This window comes from Microbacterium sp. KU4F, from assembly GCF_056868075.1.
In genome coordinates, this window is record NZ_CP200324.1 from 1,239,685 (window position 1) to 1,255,370 (window position 15,686).

Consider the following 15,686-nt stretch of genomic DNA (forward strand, 5'->3'; position numbering starts at 1 on the left):
GGCGTCTCCCGGGTCAACACCCCTCCGATGTCGTCCTCGCGTCGCGGAGGCGGACGGGAGCGGCAACAGCACATGATTGGGACGGCCCTGGCCCACTCGACCACACCACTGCCGGACTTCCCGTACGAAGTGGAACTACGAGCCGTGCGTGACAGCGTTGAGTGCTGACACCGCCTTGGTTCGATCTTTGAACGGCGCCACCACTACCGAAAGCTGCGTTCAGTCGAGCGCAGACACGAAGAGCCACCCACCTCAGCAGGCGCCACGAGGGCACCTCGAAGGAGATACCGCAACCGTTGATCGTCGTCCCCTGACTGCACTCCGGGGATCCGCGATCCGCGCCGGAACCAGTAGTCGAGGTGAGAAGAAACGCGCACCAGGACGATGCAACCACCGCTCCTTCGAGTCGACGAGACAGCTGGAGTCGAGCTCCTCTCGCGCAACTCGCCCCCCCAGGTCCGTCGCTGTTCAAAACCCATAGCGTGGATGTCGGCTCCCCATGACGAGGATGTAAAGGCCACATCGCAACCTGCCCTTCGAGAAGGCGGATGGTTGACGCCCTCGACGACGCAGCAAGCCGACTGCGCTGGGCCCTTCCGGGTCGACGCCCATGAACCTATCCATGCGGCGACTCTCCGCAGCTTTCGGGCAGCCGTCCATCAGATCTGCCTGTGGTGACTGACAATCTCTTTCCAGACGTCTCCGAGGGCAGGTCCGCCCGGGTGGGGCGCGCGCTCATATGCGTCTGCCAGCGCCTGGGCTTGCGTCGGAGACGCGGCACGCTGTTCGATGTAGCGCACAATGGCCGAGTTTCCGAGGTTACCGATGGGAGCGTGGTCCTTCGCATCCGCGGGCGCGTTGGGGTTCTCTCTCGCGATGACGCCCACGTGGTCGTCGCGTTCAGCGAGTATTCCGAGCGCTGCTTCGGGCGCGTCGAAGTTTCCAGCGAGGCCGGCGAGGACGTCTTCATTGCCCACCTCTATGATCGCCTCACAGGCCTCGACGGTCAGGTCGGATCTGCCACTGGCAGACCACAACTCGTCCTGAGTCATTGATCTGATGCGCGCCAGTTCGTCGTCGCTCATGCGGACCTCCTCTTGCAGTATCAGGGGAAGAGGCAGCGGTAGACGCCTGGCGACGGCTCGCTGCAGGCGGATGTGCGTCCAGATTTTTACTACTTCTGCCGAGGGCGTCAACACTCGGTCTGCGACCTGCCCTGCAGGACGTGGAGCAGGCAGTCGTGAGGGCCGTCAAAGCGCGCCAGTTACCGCTCGGATTCGTCGAAGCAGATCAAGCGCGCGAGTGACGTCCAGCAGACCGCAGAGCGCGAAGCGCGGTCTCGGCTGACAACGAGGCTGCGCAAAGTCGAGGTTAGGAGGCGAACTTGATCGATGTCGCCGCCGATGGAGAACTCGCCGCGAACGCCGTCCAGGAGCGCCTTCGCGCCATCACGGTCGAGCGTCGAGCCGTGGTCGACAGGCTTCAGCGTTCAGACGAGGAAGCAAGCCAGCGAGTCGACGTCGCCTTGGCCTATCTCGATCTGCTGTCCAACCCTCACGCCTGCTATCTCGTCGCTGGTGAGCGAGTGAAGCGCATGATCGTGGATGCCATGTGGCCATCGCTCCACATCGACGATGAAGAACGCGGAGTCGTGGCCACGGAGAACTACACGAGCCCGTCGCGCGACTCGAGAAGGCCGCAGCGGAATACAAGGCGGACCCACTGAAGAGCACCAGCCAATCGGCTGACGCTCTCGATGAAACGGCAAGCGACGTTTATCTTCAGGTCGTTTGTTCGAATAGTGCGGATGTGGTGGGCCCCGTGGGGCTCGAACCCACGACCCGCGGATTATCGGGGCGCCGGTTCACGACACCTGAGCGCACTCGGACTCGTGGCATGAGCGCCCACTTCTGGGTCTTGCTGCTCGATGTGATTGCCGACACGCCCGCCACGGTCAGGGCTGCCCGCACGGCTGCGGGCCTCAGTATCACGTCTGCCTCGCAGCAGATGATCGGCGTCTCCGCATACAAGCTGCGGGAGTTCGAGAGAGGCCGCGACGTCAGCGTGAGCGACCTGCGATCGATCCTCCTCTGGCTCGCCGTCACCACAGCGGCCGTGAACGACACGCACGAGACTCGCGAGTGATTCTCTGGCGGGTCGGTCGACGATCCGCGCGCGCTGTCGTTCATAGCGTCGTGAGAGTGAGGGGGTCACGATGAACTGGACGACGGCGATCGCGCTGTTCACGATCGAGATGCGGGGCGCTCGGAGATCCGAGCGGACGATCGATAACCGGGTGCAACTGCTGCGGCGCCTCGAGCGCGCCACGGGCACCATATCGCCGCTCGAGGTGACAGACCAGGCCCTGCTCGAGTACGTCGCACGCGGCGTCGCAGCGTCGTCGATGCAGCGAGAGCGATCCGATTTCCGGGCGTTCTTCGGCTGGATGCTCGAGCGCGGCCACCGAACCGACGACCCTTCCTTGCGACTACCGAAGGTTAAGGTCCCGCGGCGCCGGCCGCGGCCGTTCACGCTCGAGCAGATCGAACGGATGCTGTCGACCGGCGCGTACCGCCGGACGCGCGTGATGATCCTGCTCGGCTACGGCGCCGGCATGCGTGCGCACGAGATCGCGAAGATGCACGGCCGCGACGTCGACCGCGACACCATGACGATCCGCGTCGACGGCAAAGGGGACGTCGTGCGTCACGTGCCGATCCCGGAGCTGCTCGTGCCCGAGCTGGACCGGATGCCGCGCGCCGGCTATTGGTTCCCCGCTCGAGGCACGAACCCGGCTCCGTACGTCCACTGGCGGTCGGTATCCGATCTACTGCGCCAGGCGCGCGATCGCGCCGGCATCCGCGGCGATCGACTCACCGGCCACTCGCTGCGGCACTCCTACGCGACGCAGCTGCTGCGCAACGGCGCCGATATCCGCTCGGTGCAGGAGCTGCTCGGGCACGCCACGATCCAGTCGACGCAGATCTACACGCTCGTCGACGAGGAGCAACTCGCGGCGGCCGCGGCGAAGCTACCGAGCATCGACGTGCCGCGCTCGAGCGGACGGCGCAAGCTCGCCGCCTGAGTAAGCTCAGCGACATGGAAACGGACGCGATCGTATTCACGATCATCGGATGGATCATCGCCAGCATCGTTGGGTTGACGCTCCTCTACTTCGTCATCAAGTCCGCGATCAAGAACGCGCTGCACGAGGACCGCCTGTTCCAGGCCAAGGTCGCGGCCGGCCGCCCGAAGCCGCCGGCCGCGACCGACTAAATCGCGGGCGGCACCTGGCGCGCGAGCTCGACCTTTTCGGCCTGGTGCTGCGCGATCTCGGCGTCCTTCTCTGCGAGTTGCGCACGCAGCTCGGAGAGCGTTCCGTTCGTCTGCTTCTGCACGACCTCGACGCGTTCCTGCACCTTGCCGAGGCCGTAGAGCAACGTGATCGTGGTCGTGAGGATGCCGGCGAAGGTGGCGATCGTCTGGATGAACGTCGCCGATGCGTCGGGCCGGAACAGGTGCAGCAGCACCACGCCGATGACGCCGAGCACGACGATGATCGCGACGGCCGCGAAGGCGAGGTTCTTGGACAGACCGGAGCTGTCGTTGTTGTTGGACATGGGTTCCTCTCGTGCGGCGCGGAGTGCGCGGCGTGTGGTGGTGGTCATTTCTGGAACGCGCTGAGCGAGGCGGCGTCCCACTCTTCGCCGGAGAGTTCGACCTCGGGCAGATCGCCGCCGTTGGCGGCTTTGGCGATCTTCTGCGCGCCGCGGAGTGCGGCGCCGTTGAGGATGCGACCGACGCCATCGGGGCCGACCATGGCGAAGTTGCCGCGGTCGTCCTTCACCTGGACGTACTTCATTTCGTTCTCCTTCTCGGTCGTGGGTTCGGGGTCGTTGGCGTGCGTGTCGCGTTTGGGGTAGTAAACGAAGTGGACGGGGTCGGTCTTCGGCAGGGGCCTGTAGAAGCCGTGCTCGTTGAGCACCGCTTCGACGCGCCACCAGGCGCCGTAGTCGATCGCGTTGCCCGCTTCGTGGGGGCTGGTGCCGACGGCGGCGGGGCGGAAGATGTTCGGGTCACCCGCGAGGAACCTGTCGATGAGGTCCTGCTGTTCCCACCCGTACCGTCCTGCGCTGCTCGGGATGAACTCCCAGCCGAGTTGTCGCCGTGCGCGTCCGAGCGCGGCGGCTGCGGGCGCGTCGAGCCATTGCCCGTGGCCGATGTCAGTGATCTGCATCGCGGGCCTCCAGTCGGTCGATACGGGCGGCGAGTCCGTCAAGTTGGTGGGCGAGGTCTTGCAGCGCTCCGATCGCGACGAGCGCGAGGCGCTCGTAGTGGACGCTGAGAGGCTGGTTGTCGGTGTCGAACACGACGAACTCGGGCAGGCCCGCGTCGATGAGGTCTTCGGCGATCACTCCGACCTCGGTAGGCGGGTCGGCGCGGCGCGGGTCGTCGTCGGCGAACATCGCCGCGCGGAGCTGGTAGTCCACGACGCGGATGCGGAGAAGGTCATCGAGCGTGTAGCCGTGATCGCGGATGTTCTTCTTGAACCGGGCCGCGGACGGGCTCACGCCGAGCCGACCGTCCCCGTTGCGGTAGAGGGCGACGTATCCGCTGGTGACGGCGGCGGCGCTTTGGAGCACGAGCGGGCCGGTCATGGTGTCGCCCGCCTTGCTCACCTTGTCCGCGCCCGCACTCGCGAGGTCGTCGGTGTTGGCGATCGCGCCCTGATAGACGCCGTCCACGGCCATGCGTAGCCGCCCGCTCTCCCAGTAGATCGCGACCGCGTTGGTGCCGCCGTTGGGGTTGTTCACCTTGTTCAGCAGCCACGCGAGCACATCGCTCACTTTGGGCACGTCGAGGTTCGTGCGCGCGGCACCGGCATTGTTCGCCCCGGTGCCGCCCTTTGCGACGGGGGTAACGGCGTTGGTGCGTTGGGCGATGTAGTCGCGGGTCTTGTTGATCTCGTCGTAGCCGAGTCGGCGGTCGGAGGTGCTGAGCACCTTGTCCATGCCTGCCGCTACGGCGTCGTCTCCGTTTGCCATGTCAGATTGCCTCCGAGGTCCAGGACGCGCCCGCGGGCGAGTCGATCCAGCGTTGTCCGGTCGGGATGAGCGCCCACGCTGAGGGCGGGGTGTCGGTCGTGCGGGTCGTGACGGTCATTTCGTCGCGGTCGAGGTCGAACACGACGCGACTGGTCCTGCCGATCTGCGTCGGCGCGCCGTCCAGCACGATCTGGATCGGCTGCTCAGCGCGCGCGTTCCAGTCCGCGACGGTCGTGGCCGACACCTCGCGTCCGCGGCCCTGCGCCCGCCTGACGGCGTACTGAGCGAATCCGGGGCCGGGGTAGGGCGCGGCCCGCTCGAACCGCACCACGCGCGTCGGGGTGGCCGTCAGGGCGTAGCTGTCGGCCGCGGTCTGCGTGGAGCCGTCTTGCGCCGTCCAGGTGTAGACGACGATGCACGCGTCGAACCACAGGTCGCTCTCGCGGGTCATGGTGTCCGCGGCGTCGATGAGGTTGATCGCGTGCATGATCGACAGCGCGCCGGATGCTTCGTAGTCCTCATCGCGCAGCGTCCAGCGCCGCTGCTCGTCACACACGAGCCGTCGTCCCGCGGCCTGCACGATCGGCGCGAGGAACGCGAGCGCGTCAGTTCCCGCCTTCCACCGCATGAGGTCGATCGACCGCTCTACGAGCGCGGTGCGCTTGCTCGTGCTCGCGTTCGCGGCACCCGTCCACGCGTAGCTGTAGCCGGTCGTCGCGGGGATGGAGCCGTCGTAGAAGGCCGCGTCGGCGGGGTCGCCCGTGTCCTCAGACAGCCGCCACGCATCCCACTGGATCTGACCGACGGCGTGGCCGTGCCAGGAACGGAAGTAGACCGTGCTCTCGCCCTCGGGAACCGTGAACCGCACGAACACGCGCGTTGCGACACCGACCGTCGTGGGCAGCTTCGCGGAGTTCGCGAACACGCCGCCCGCGTTCGATACCGTCAACTCCCGTGCGTGCGCATCGGTCGCACCCGAGAGCGCCTGCTTGACGCGGCCCGTCGCCGAGAACACGTAGCTACGCCCCGGCTGCACACCGAACGCGAGCGTTCCCGCCGCCTGCGGCCCCACACGGATACTCGAGTCCGTCGAGGACGGGTTGTAGACGTTGATGCTGCGGGTGCCGTGCGCCGCCCACGACGTGTCGTTCTTGTCGAGGACCGCGTTCTGGGCGGTGAAGATCGATCCGTCGCCCTGGTTCGACGGGTCGGTGATCAGGTTCACCGAATCGGCATACGGCGTCACGTCCGCATCGGCGGCGGGGCTCGCCTCCAACGCCGCGCCGGGGATCGCCTTACCCAGGGCGTAGTTCACCACGGCGCGAAGCGACGACGCGAGAGCGTAGGGGGCCAGGTCGTCAGCGAGAGGCGCGTAGTCCTCCAACAGTCCCTCATCGCTCGATAGCGACAGCACCACTTCGCCCGCCACGTGACGCACCGCACGATCCCGGAGCGTGAGGTCGAACGTCCGCGACACCACACCCCAGGGCGTTGTCACCGTCGCCTGCACCGTCACGCGCGGCGCGGGCGACAAGCGCGGGTCCAGCGCCGCGAGCACCGACAACGACGGCACCGACACACGCACCTCGCCCTGGACATGCGGTGCCGTCGACACGTCAAGCACGATCTGCCCGCCCTTGAAACCGAGCAGCGTTCCCGGCTGCAGCGTCACCGCGTAGACGTGAGCCGAGATCGTCATGCCGACACCTGCTGGAAAGGAACCGTCACGATCCACACCGAGCGGGCCGTTTCGTCCTGGCGGCGACGAATCTCGCTGTCCTCGTCGACGACGTAGCTCATTGAGATCCCGTCGACGTCGTGGGCAAGCACAAGGATCTCGCCTTGCGAGTGCAGTTCCTCCGCCGCGATGGCGGAGGCCCCGTCGAGATAGACCAGCTCGAGCGTGCCGCGTCGGAGCTGCGCCGGCCGCATGGTCACGTCGGGATCCTCGCGGCCGAGGATCTTGTGCACGATATTCCCGGACGCCCGAGACGAGTCGTAGCGCTGAAGCGCGTGCGGCATGCTCGAGCCTGACGCGCTCGTGATCAGAACCATGCGGTACCCCCGCCACTGCCGGGGCGGATCGCCGTCTTGACGCCGCCGACCTTATCGCCGGGTTTCCAGTTGTCCCAGCTCGAGGTATCGACGCGCACACGCAGCACGGCCTCGCGCCCGTTCATGTGATCGACAGCACCGTCGAAGTCGCCCTTGAATCGACTCAGATCCTGCGTGGCCTGCCCCGTCTTGGCGTCGATGAAGATCTCGGCACCGCCTGGCAACTCGACGACCTTGTTACCCACCTCGTCGATCGACACGGCGGCATCGTCGCTGCGTCCGATCAGATCGAGCAGAGCATCGGATTGGTACCGGAACTGTTGACGCCCGGTCTCCATTTCGCCGTTCAGGGTGGCGAGGGACTGCTTGCCGGCCTCCCACTGGTTGCGCAGATTCAGTGCCGCCTCGCTCACCTTGCTCTCCTGAGCGGCATAGTCATCCATCTTCCGATTCACGCCGTCCTGCGCGAGCTCTAGCGCAACGGCGTCGCCGGCCATCGCGAGCATCACGGTCGACATCGAGACGCCCCAGTTGCGTTGGTTTTCCTCGGCGCGCTTGTACTTTTCAGGGTCAGTGATGATCGACTGCACCTCGCCGACGATGTACGCCGAGGAAACGATGTCCTGCCCCGCCTCGACGAAGGCCGAGGCCCACGCCGCCGCCCGCGACCGCGACTCCTCTTCGGCCTCACCTACCTGCTCAAACCCGGCGACCGCGAGACCGATACCCGCCGCCGCTGCGAGCCCCGCGAGCATGCCCGCGGGGCCGAATCCGGCGAACGCATTCGCTGCGATCTCCTGAAAAGCATCAACGATCGAGTCGGCTGATCCATCGAACGATGCCGCCGATTCTTTCGCAGTGGATGCGGCTTCGTCGCCAACCTCGTCCATGCCCTTGCGCATGGCGTCGGTGGCGTCGTCGCTCGATTTCTTTGCTCTGCGGTAGCTGTCGCGGAACTCTTGCTCGATGGTGCGAGAGGTGCGCTCGATGCTGGTCTGAAACTTCTCGGTCTGGCGCTGCGCGTCTTTGAGCGCGCGCTCGAGTTGCTCGGCGCCGTCAGCGTCGCCGAGGTCGCGGAGTTTCTTGATCGCGTCCTCGAGCGGTTCGATCACGCCGGATTGCATGCCCTTGCGGAATGCGCCTGTCTCGGATGCGATCGCGATCTCGACGGGGTTACGCGCCACGTCAGATCCTCTCTATCTCTTCGTGGATGGTGCGGCGCGCGGTCTGCACCCAAAGCGACGCGATGCGACGGATGACGGATCGCGCGGCGGGATAGGCGACATACCCCGAACGGCGGGTCGGGCCGAACGTCGGGCCGATGCGGCGCTTGTAGCGGTTGCCCTTGCGGGAGCGGGTGTCGATGAGCTTCTCGGCGTTCACACCGAACTCGGTGGCCTTCGCGATCGCCGATACCGGAGTGCCGCTCGAGAGCTTGCCGACCAGGCCTGCCCGCAGGAACACGTTCTGCTGCGTCACGCCGACGCGACCCGAGTCCGCGAGGCGCGACTGTCGACGTGTGGCCGCGCGGCCTCGCAGCTCCTCGAGCCACACCGGCTCTGCAACGCCCTTCGTGCGACTGGCGATCTCGCGACGCACGGCGCTGTCGAGCCCCCGCATCGCGTGCATGAGCACGCTCAGCGGGGAGTCGATCAGCAGCGAGATCCGCACGGGCGTCAGGCGATGACGGGCTGGCCGTCGCAGGGCAGCGTGATCGTGGACTTCGCGACCTGGCCGCCGGCGCCGCCGACCGCAGCGGCGAGGATCAGTGCGGTGATGGTGAAGCCCTTGCCGCCCGCCGCCGGGGTGTACACGATCGGCTTCTTGGTACCCGCGTTGGCGATCAAGAACTGCGAGAGCGAGCCGGTGGTCTTGAGATCCTGCACCACGCCCAGGGCAAGACTCCACACCGGATCGTCGGCAACAGCCGTGATGCCGCCGCCGACGTCGCGGATGACGGTCGTGGCCGTGGTGGGGGTGAGTACCGCGGATTCGATCGCGGCCTTGTAGCCGTCTGTGCCAATCATGATCGTCCCCTTGGGGAAGAACGCGGCGTTCGCGATTTCGGCCATGGTGATTACTCCTCAGTGCTCGGGGTGAGTAGCTGGACGATGACCGTCCAGCCCAGATATTCGGCGTCGCCGAACGCGCGCTTCGTCGCGGTCGACCACGCGACGTCGTTGGAGACGTCGAGGTTGCGGACGAACGCCCGCACGGCCTCGTCGAGGGCATCCTCGGCCTTCGCGTAGTCCTTGAGATGCGAGATCAGCGCGACCTCGAATCCGTCGACGAGCTGCCCCTCGGGCATGCCCTCGTGGCTGATCGAGGTGTAGTCGATGAACACGCGCGGCCCAGCGAGCGTGCCGAGGTTCTTGACCGTGAACTTCTCGACCTTTCGCCACGCCTCGGGCAGCAGGGGCGTGATGATCCCGGAGAGGCGATCGCGGCTAGAGGACACTGGGTCTCCCGTCCCGCGGGCGGATGATGCCGCGCACGGTCTTGTCCATTGGTCGGGGGGTGAACGAGTATCCGCCGTCGCCGATGTTGCCGTCGCTGGACACGGTTCCGGCAGCCCACAGGTTCTTGGCCTGCTCGAGCTGCCCGAGCACGTAGCGAGCGGGGAGAGGCTCTCCCTCGGCGAGGGCGGGAGCGTAGGCGATGACCTGTTCCTTGGCGACCTCGAGCAGCATGTCGAGCAGCTCGAGCTGCTCGAACGGCGCGTCCTCCCATGCGTTCAGCAGGCGGTCGTACTCGTCGCCGCTTTCGGCGGCGATGTACCACGTGGTGATCATCGTCTACGCTCCCGTTCGGTTCCTTTGTTCGATGCCGTGAGGGGCGGGGGTCAGGCGATGCGTCGCCAGTTGACGGTGCCGTCCGTGACGGTGCCGCCGACAGCGCTGGGCAGAGTCGGGGCCGCGGAGCCCGTGGTACCGACGAACGCGGCACCCGCGATCTGCGTGGTCGGGAGGATCGCCTGCACCACACCCACGCCGAGCGACACGATCGAGCCGACGGGCTCGGGGGTTGTCGCGGTCCAGGCATCCTTCGCGCCGACGTGCACGACGGCTTCGGGGCGCTTGGAGAACACCTGGAGGTATCCGTGCGCGGCCTTGTCGATGCCACCCTTGGCGAGGTCGACCGCGTCGATGACGAGCGGCCCGCCCGCGAGCTCGTCGAAGTCGATCGCGTTGCCGGTGCCGACGATCACGGACGGCGAGCCGGACGTGCCGGTGTCGCCGTTGACGATCTGGACCGTGCCGTCGACCGTGCCTTCACGGTTGGTCGACATGGCGATGCTGACGAATGCAGGCAGGTTCTGCTCGCCGCCCGCGGCGTACGCGAGCTGCTCGAACGCGCGGTCGTTCGCGATCGCGAACGTGGGGACGTCGGAGCGCTGGTCGCCCTTGCGCTTCTTGACGGCGAGGATGCCCTGGATGAGCTGGCCGAGCGCGGGCGGGTAGTTCGTCGGGTACGCGGCGGTGTTCGGGTTGACCGGGTTACCAGCCGCCGACACCCATGCCTCACGGGCGATCCGGTCGGACCAGAACAGGTGATCCTCGATGATGAGGCGCAGGAACGCCTCGACGACCTCGACGCCACCAGGCAGGTCAAACAGCGACCGGTCGATGTCGTTGCCGACCGCGAACCGGTAGAGCAGCGAACCGATGGTGTCGGAACCGCCCGGGTAGCCGTTGATCGCGGTCTTGTTGCCCGCCCACGATCCGTCCTGCGGGCCGAGCGGCGACGCCGCGGTGCCGCGGAACACGCGGAACCCGCGCTTGCCGGCGGCGCTGATGTCGGTGCCGGTGTTGCCGAGCGGCAGGAACTGCCGCACGTACTCGATGCCCTGGTAGAGCTGACCGAGCCAGTTCTCGCGCAGCACGCCGGTCCCGGGCAGCGCACCCGTGCCGCTCATCTTGACGTCGGCGATCGCGGCAAGCACCTGCTGCGCGGCGCCGTCGAGCGGGTTCGTCTTAAGCGCGTGCACGGCGGCGAGCACCTGGTGCGTGAGGTTGACCGCGGCGGTGCGCGCAGCAGGCGCGCCGGATGCGGTGGGGGTAGCGGGGCGCACCTGCGCCTCGACGGTGGCTGTGGTGTCGCCCATGGGTTCTTCCTGTTCTTCCTGCTGGGTGCTTTCCTCCGTGACGGTCGTCACGGTGGTGGTCTCGGTGCCGTTCTCGGTCTCGGTCGTGGTCGTCTCGCTCGTCTCCTTGCGGATCCACGTCACGCCGTCCTCGTCGGTGAACTCGCTCGAGTACTCGCTGCTGCGATCAGCGGCGAGCACCATCGCGGACGGGAACGCGCCCATCCCGACGAGCGCCGCACCCCACAGGCGTCCGGTGCCGGGGACGGCCTTGCCCGCCTTGATCGCGGTGTGGAACTCCGCCGACAGACGCTTGCGCTTTCCGGTCGGGCTGATCGCGTCGGCGAGAGCCGCGTCCCCTTCGGGGGTGCGGGCGATCGCGAACGTCGCCATGATCCCGGCGGTGGGCTCCTCCCAGACGCGCGTCGCGCGACCGACAGGCTGCGAGCGTTCGTGGTCGGTGTTAATGCCGATGACGGCAGGATCGGCGGGCAGTTCGGGGAAGGTGCCGGCCTCGACCATGAAGCGGCCGGCGTTGGTCTGGCCCAGCTCGTTGTACGGCAGCAGCAGGCCGGTGATGGTGCGGTCCTCGAGGCTGGCGAGGATCTCGCCACCTTCGTATTCGATCAGGTCCATGTGGATCAGTCCTCGCTCGTGGGGTTGGTCGGTGGGGTCGGGGTGGCGACTGCGAACGAGCGATCGCCGCGGATCGACAGGCCGGGCGGGCTCACGTCGTCGAGGGACATGCGCGCCTCGAACGCGAGCACCCAGCGCTTGGCGAGGCCGAAGTCCCACAGGTCGCTACGGGTGGCGCCGTTCTCGACGCCGTTGTAGTTCATCTCGGTGCCGCTGCCGCCCTGCTTCGATCCCTCGAGCAGCGCGGCCGGTGTGCTCGTGTGGTTCGCAATGTCGAGCCGCACCGCGTTTCGGCCCGTCTCGTACAGGTCGACGGGAGCGGCGCCGGGCATTTCCACCGGCCACTCGGACACCTTCGTGGCGACGGCGCCGTTCTTCGATTGGCGCCCGTCGATCCACTGCTGCCGGTATGACTTGCGTTCGTCGACCGTCCAGGACTCCCAGACGTCGCGGGGGATGCCGAGCACGGTCAGCGGGACGGGATTCGCGAGGCGGTCCATGTAGGCCTCCTCGATCGACCGGGCCTCGCGCAGGGTGTCGGCGCCGTCGTTGAGCAGCCCGTTCTCGCCCGCGCCAGCCTGGAACGACACGACGCGGGCACGGTACGCGGCGGGGATGAACCGCTCGTCGGCGACGGCGACGCCCTCATCGTTGAGCGACCACATGCCGAACGGGATCCGCATGCAGTCCGACATGTCGGCGGTGAACCCGAGGCATCCCCACCCGTTGAAGAACAGGTCCGAACCGAGACCGAACATCCGCTGGTAGGGCGCCTCGCTGGTGTCGCTCGTCGTCAGCCACCGTGGCTGGTCCGCGGTTCGGGCGGCGTTGTCCATCTGGAAGAAAGGGATCTCGGCGAACTGCGTCACGTGCACGCCGTGCGCGCGCTTCACACCCGGCACCCGCAGCGCGATGTCGCGGGTCATGAGCGCCCTGTCTTTCAGCAGCCCGCCCAGCTCATCGTTGATCGCGAACGTGACGAGCTGATCCTGCGGCGAGTAGGGCGACGAGATCGCGATCGGCGCCGACGACGGGCCGTAAGCCTTGGCTATGTTGCGTCCGAAGATCCCCACGTGGACGACCTTCTCGGGGGTCGTCCACAGCCGAAAATCATTCGGGAGGAGTCGGCGTGTCCCGGTGTCGTTTCAGGGCCATGTGAAGGGCTTTCTGCGCCGCGCGTTCGTCGGGGTGGACGCGCGCCTCGTGCGCCGCGGCGACTGCCCACCCCTCGAGCTTTGACCACGCGAACGCTCGCCAGTGCCCGCAGTCCCGGCACCCGACGACGACGCTGATCGTCGTCGCGTCCAGGAACAGCAGCGCGTCTTTCTTGCTCACTCGGTACCCCAATCGGTGACGTCGCTCGGCGAGATAGCGCGAGGCAGATCGTCGAGGAATCGCAGCGCGCCGGCCACGGCCTCGACCGGTGTCGTATCGTGGTCGGGCTTCGTCTTGGGCGCCCCGAAACGCCACGTCCCGAACTGGCCGAACGCCTGCTTCACCACGAGATCGACGGACGCCGTGAGGATCGGCTGGTTGAACTGCACGACGGTGCCCTGCTCGAGTGCCTGCATGAGTTCGACCGCGGCGCGCGGGACGTCGGCGGGGCGAGTGCGGATGATCTTCGGCTTAGGGATCGTCTTCTCGAGCTTGTCGGCGATCGCCGCGGTGTGGCCATGGTTGTCGACGACGAGCGGGATGCGGCGGCGGCGGATGCGTTGCAGCACCTCCCGCTCGAGCCCGCGCGTCCCCTCCTGGTGGTGCCACAGCGCGATCGCGCGACGCGTCGGCGGCTCCTCGCCGTCGAGCGCGAACGCGTCGGTGACGAGATCCGTCGCGCCCGAGTACTCGAACGCGACGCCGAGCGACGCGTATGTGCCGTCGTGGTGGACCTTGAGGAACGCGCAGAACCGCGGCGGCGGCTCGGGCAGGTCATCGTGCACGCCCGCGCGCTCCCACCACGCGGCCGGGACGGCGCGATCGGTCGCGCCCTCGAGCCCGAACTGTAGGCCGTACTCGCGCAGGAACTCCTCGAGCGACTGCTTGTTGAACGAGCGCCGCACAGACTCGAGCGGCGTCGTGTAGCCGACGCCGGGGTGCGTGAGCTCGATCAGCTCGCGCATCCGCCCGCCGGGGTTTTCCTCGGTCGGCTCCCACGTCGACACCTGCTCGGGCGGAGTCGTCTCCGGGATGCCATGCCACGCCACTGCGGCCTCAGGGTCGGTGAGCGTGGAGTGCAGCAGGTTCCCGGTGCGGTACTTCCCGCCCGTCCCGGCGACGATGAACTGCGCGCCGATCTTGGTGTCCATCGTGGGGATCACTGCCGAGTTGATGTCGGCCACCAGCTCGGGGTCGCCCTCCGCCCCTTCGTCGACGAACGCCACATCGAACCCGCCAGATCGGAACCCGGCGCCGTTCGGCGTGTAGACGTTGAGGAACGAGCCGTTGCGGAAGTCGATGTGCTCGGTGCCCTTGCCAACGTTGATCAGGAACGGGCGCGTACGCGGGTCGGGGTAGATCCGAACCACCGGGTTCACGATGTCCTTGCGGAACCGCTCGCCCGCCTTCGCGCCGGTCGTGAGCATCGTCCAGCCCACCTGGTAGTCCTCGCGCAGTCGGCACCGCCCAACGAGCACGCACTGCACGCTCGTCGTCTTGGTCGTGCGGCGCGGTTCCCCGATCCCCACGAACAGCTTGCCGTCCTGCCCCGCGGCCTCGAGCAGGTCCGCGATCACGAGCTGGATCGGCGTCGGACCGTGCCCGCCGTCGCCGGCACGGGTGAGCTTGTCCAGGCGCAGCAGCCGCGCCCCCTCGAGGAACTCGGCCCGCGACTGCTCGGTCGTCGCGAGCCGGTCAAGACGGATGAAAGGCCGATCCCCCAACACCCCCTCGCGCCACTCGAGCCACGTGGCCTCGTCTTGCAGGTCGGTCAGAGTCGGGTCAGTCATGGCCGTGGGCCTCTCGGTTCAGGGGGAGGGGTCGCTGTTGGAGCCGAAGGCGGGGGTGCGACAGCGCCACCAAAAGAAGCCGCTCCCCCTCGCGGATCACCACCGCAGCAGCCGATCGGAACGGCGCGCGCCGCGGCCCGCGTTCGTGATCGCGGCGCCGAGCCGGCCACCGTGGCGGCGGTTGCATCCGATGTGCTCGGCCCGCAGGTTGTCGATGCCATGCCCGCCGTGCTCGTCGACGTGGCCGACGTCGAAGCGCTCGCCCGGTTCGATCGGACGAGGGCAGCGACCGCACGCGACGTCCTCGCCGCGGCGGTGCGCGAGCTGCACCTGTTGGCGGACCAGCCGAGCGTTACGCCGGTACTCGGAGTCGGAGTGCTTCGCCGTCACGACGCGACCGAATCGGTCGAACTGTCCAGCAGCTCACCCGTGATGGTGCTGTGCACGACCGCGCACTCGGGCGTGTGGGTCGGGTTAGGCGCGTCGCACGTCGGGCAGAAGTCTTCATACCGATCCAGTGCCTCGACATAGACGCAGAACCGTCCGTTGAGGATCGCGTTGGCTCCGTCGAGGTCGTGGTCTGCGAGACGGTTGATCGCAGAGTCGAGGTCGTCGCCGCCGACATTCGGGTCGGTCAGGTCGCCGCGCACCGGTCCGTCGAGGTAGGTCACTATGGTCACCAGGTCACCGATGACCACGAACGGCGAGCCGTCCTCGTCGCGGTTGTCCAAGTCCCTGAGCTTCATGGGTTGGTCCAGGTGGTCCAGGCTCATTGCTACTCTCTTTCTCTTCTCTCTCTTGTGCGTAAAGGTTGAGAGAGTGGGTGGACCTCCTGGACCTTCCCTTCTCTCGACTGGGATCGAGGCTGGACCACAGGGTGGACCTTGCCTGGACCTATGCCTGGACCACCCCGCCAGGGAC

At 67.3% G+C, this 15,686-nt stretch carries 21 protein-coding genes; 4 read left to right on the plus strand and 17 right to left on the minus strand.

The genetic code is table 11. The annotated features are described in order from the left end of the window. Nucleotides 1–659 precede the first annotated feature (659 nt). Complete coding sequence (locus AC1VNH_RS06280; protein ID WP_483110378.1) at nt 660–1,085, minus strand: hypothetical protein; 426 nt, start codon at nt 1,083–1,085, stop codon at nt 660–662. Nucleotides 1,086–1,384: 299 nt separating this feature from the next. Here AC1VNH_RS06280 and AC1VNH_RS06285 point away from each other — a divergent pair, with 299 nt between their 5' ends. The 4 genes from AC1VNH_RS06285 (at nt 1,385) to AC1VNH_RS06300 (ending at nt 3,276) form a co-directional block, all read left to right on the plus strand. Beyond that, nucleotides 1,385–1,726, plus strand: coding sequence for a hypothetical protein (locus AC1VNH_RS06285; RefSeq protein ID WP_483110380.1), 342 nt, complete (start codon nt 1,385–1,387; stop codon nt 1,724–1,726). 170 nt (nt 1,727–1,896) lie between these two features. After that, nucleotides 1,897–2,145 carry a hypothetical protein gene (locus AC1VNH_RS06290; RefSeq protein WP_483110381.1) on the plus strand — a complete coding sequence of 83 codons (249 nt, stop codon included), beginning with the start codon at nt 1,897–1,899 and terminating at the stop codon, nt 2,143–2,145. Nucleotides 2,146–2,215: 70 nt separating this feature from the next. Next, on the plus strand, nt 2,216–3,085 hold the full coding sequence (locus AC1VNH_RS06295) for a tyrosine-type recombinase/integrase (RefSeq protein ID WP_483110382.1): 870 nt from the start codon (nt 2,216–2,218) through the stop codon (nt 3,083–3,085). 14 nt (nt 3,086–3,099) lie between these two features. Beyond that, a complete protein-coding gene (locus tag AC1VNH_RS06300) occupies nt 3,100–3,276 on the plus strand; it encodes a hypothetical protein (protein ID WP_483110383.1) in 177 nt (58 codons plus the stop codon). On the opposite strand, the gene AC1VNH_RS06305 is transcribed toward AC1VNH_RS06300, so the two are convergent. The 16 genes from AC1VNH_RS06305 to AC1VNH_RS06380 all read right to left on the minus strand — a co-directional run bounded on the left by AC1VNH_RS06305 (nt 3,273) and on the right by AC1VNH_RS06380 (nt 15,538). Then, complete coding sequence (locus tag AC1VNH_RS06305) at nt 3,273–3,620, minus strand: hypothetical protein (protein ID WP_483110385.1); 348 nt, start codon at nt 3,618–3,620, stop codon at nt 3,273–3,275. The two genes, AC1VNH_RS06300 and AC1VNH_RS06305, sit on opposite strands and share 4 nt — an antisense overlap. A 44-nt stretch (nt 3,621–3,664) precedes the next feature. After that, the gene (locus AC1VNH_RS06310; RefSeq protein ID WP_483110386.1) at nt 3,665–4,237 is read right to left on the minus strand and encodes a hypothetical protein; all 573 of its coding nucleotides are present in this window, start codon (nt 4,235–4,237) and stop codon (nt 3,665–3,667) included. Next, nucleotides 4,224–5,045, minus strand: coding sequence for a tail fiber domain-containing protein (locus AC1VNH_RS06315; RefSeq protein ID WP_483110388.1), 822 nt, complete (start codon nt 5,043–5,045; stop codon nt 4,224–4,226). Before AC1VNH_RS06315 ends, AC1VNH_RS06310 begins: the two co-directional genes overlap by 14 nt. Before the next feature lies 1 nt (nt 5,046). Next, nucleotides 5,047–6,744, minus strand: a complete 1,698-nt coding sequence (locus AC1VNH_RS06320) for a hypothetical protein (protein WP_483110390.1) — start codon at nt 6,742–6,744, stop codon at nt 5,047–5,049. Continuing rightward, a complete protein-coding gene (locus AC1VNH_RS06325) occupies nt 6,741–7,016 on the minus strand; it encodes a hypothetical protein (protein WP_483110392.1) in 276 nt (91 codons plus the stop codon). Before AC1VNH_RS06325 ends, AC1VNH_RS06320 begins: the two co-directional genes overlap by 4 nt. 74 nt (nt 7,017–7,090) lie before the next feature. Then, nucleotides 7,091–8,284, minus strand: coding sequence for a hypothetical protein (locus AC1VNH_RS06330; RefSeq protein WP_483110393.1), 1,194 nt, complete (start codon nt 8,282–8,284; stop codon nt 7,091–7,093). 1 nt (nt 8,285) lies between these two features. Continuing rightward, complete coding sequence (locus AC1VNH_RS06335) at nt 8,286–8,771, minus strand: hypothetical protein (protein ID WP_483110394.1); 486 nt, start codon at nt 8,769–8,771, stop codon at nt 8,286–8,288. Nucleotides 8,772–8,776: 5 nt separating this feature from the next. Continuing rightward, entirely contained in the window at nt 8,777–9,172 is a 396-nt protein-coding gene (locus AC1VNH_RS06340) for a hypothetical protein (protein ID WP_483110395.1), read from the minus strand. Between the two features lie 5 nt (nt 9,173–9,177). Then, nucleotides 9,178–9,558: a hypothetical protein gene (locus AC1VNH_RS06345; protein ID WP_483110396.1), complete on the minus strand. Its 381-nt coding sequence runs from the start codon at nt 9,556–9,558 to the stop codon at nt 9,178–9,180. Next, nucleotides 9,548–9,892: a hypothetical protein gene (locus AC1VNH_RS06350; RefSeq protein WP_483110397.1), complete on the minus strand. Its 345-nt coding sequence runs from the start codon at nt 9,890–9,892 to the stop codon at nt 9,548–9,550. Before AC1VNH_RS06350 ends, AC1VNH_RS06345 begins: the two co-directional genes overlap by 11 nt. Nucleotides 9,893–9,942: 50 nt before the next feature. After that, a complete protein-coding gene (locus tag AC1VNH_RS06355) occupies nt 9,943–11,820 on the minus strand; it encodes a hypothetical protein (RefSeq protein ID WP_483110398.1) in 1,878 nt (625 codons plus the stop codon). A 5-nt stretch (nt 11,821–11,825) separates the two neighbouring features. After that, nucleotides 11,826–12,893 (minus strand): hypothetical protein, encoded by a 1,068-nt coding sequence (locus AC1VNH_RS06360; RefSeq protein WP_483110399.1) that lies wholly within the window; start codon nt 12,891–12,893, stop codon nt 11,826–11,828. A 37-nt stretch (nt 12,894–12,930) separates the two neighbouring features. Continuing rightward, a complete protein-coding gene (locus tag AC1VNH_RS06365; RefSeq protein WP_320432859.1) occupies nt 12,931–13,155 on the minus strand; it encodes a hypothetical protein in 225 nt (74 codons plus the stop codon). After that, complete coding sequence (locus AC1VNH_RS06370; protein WP_320432860.1) at nt 13,152–14,765, minus strand: hypothetical protein; 1,614 nt, start codon at nt 14,763–14,765, stop codon at nt 13,152–13,154. Before AC1VNH_RS06370 ends, AC1VNH_RS06365 begins: the two co-directional genes overlap by 4 nt. A gap of 96 nt (nt 14,766–14,861) precedes the next feature. Then, a complete protein-coding gene (locus AC1VNH_RS06375) occupies nt 14,862–15,155 on the minus strand; it encodes a hypothetical protein (RefSeq protein ID WP_483110400.1) in 294 nt (97 codons plus the stop codon). After that, entirely contained in the window at nt 15,152–15,538 is a 387-nt protein-coding gene (locus AC1VNH_RS06380) for a hypothetical protein (protein WP_483110401.1), read from the minus strand. The genes AC1VNH_RS06375 and AC1VNH_RS06380 overlap by 4 nt, the downstream gene beginning before the upstream one ends. Between the last annotated feature and the right edge of the window lie 148 nt (nt 15,539–15,686).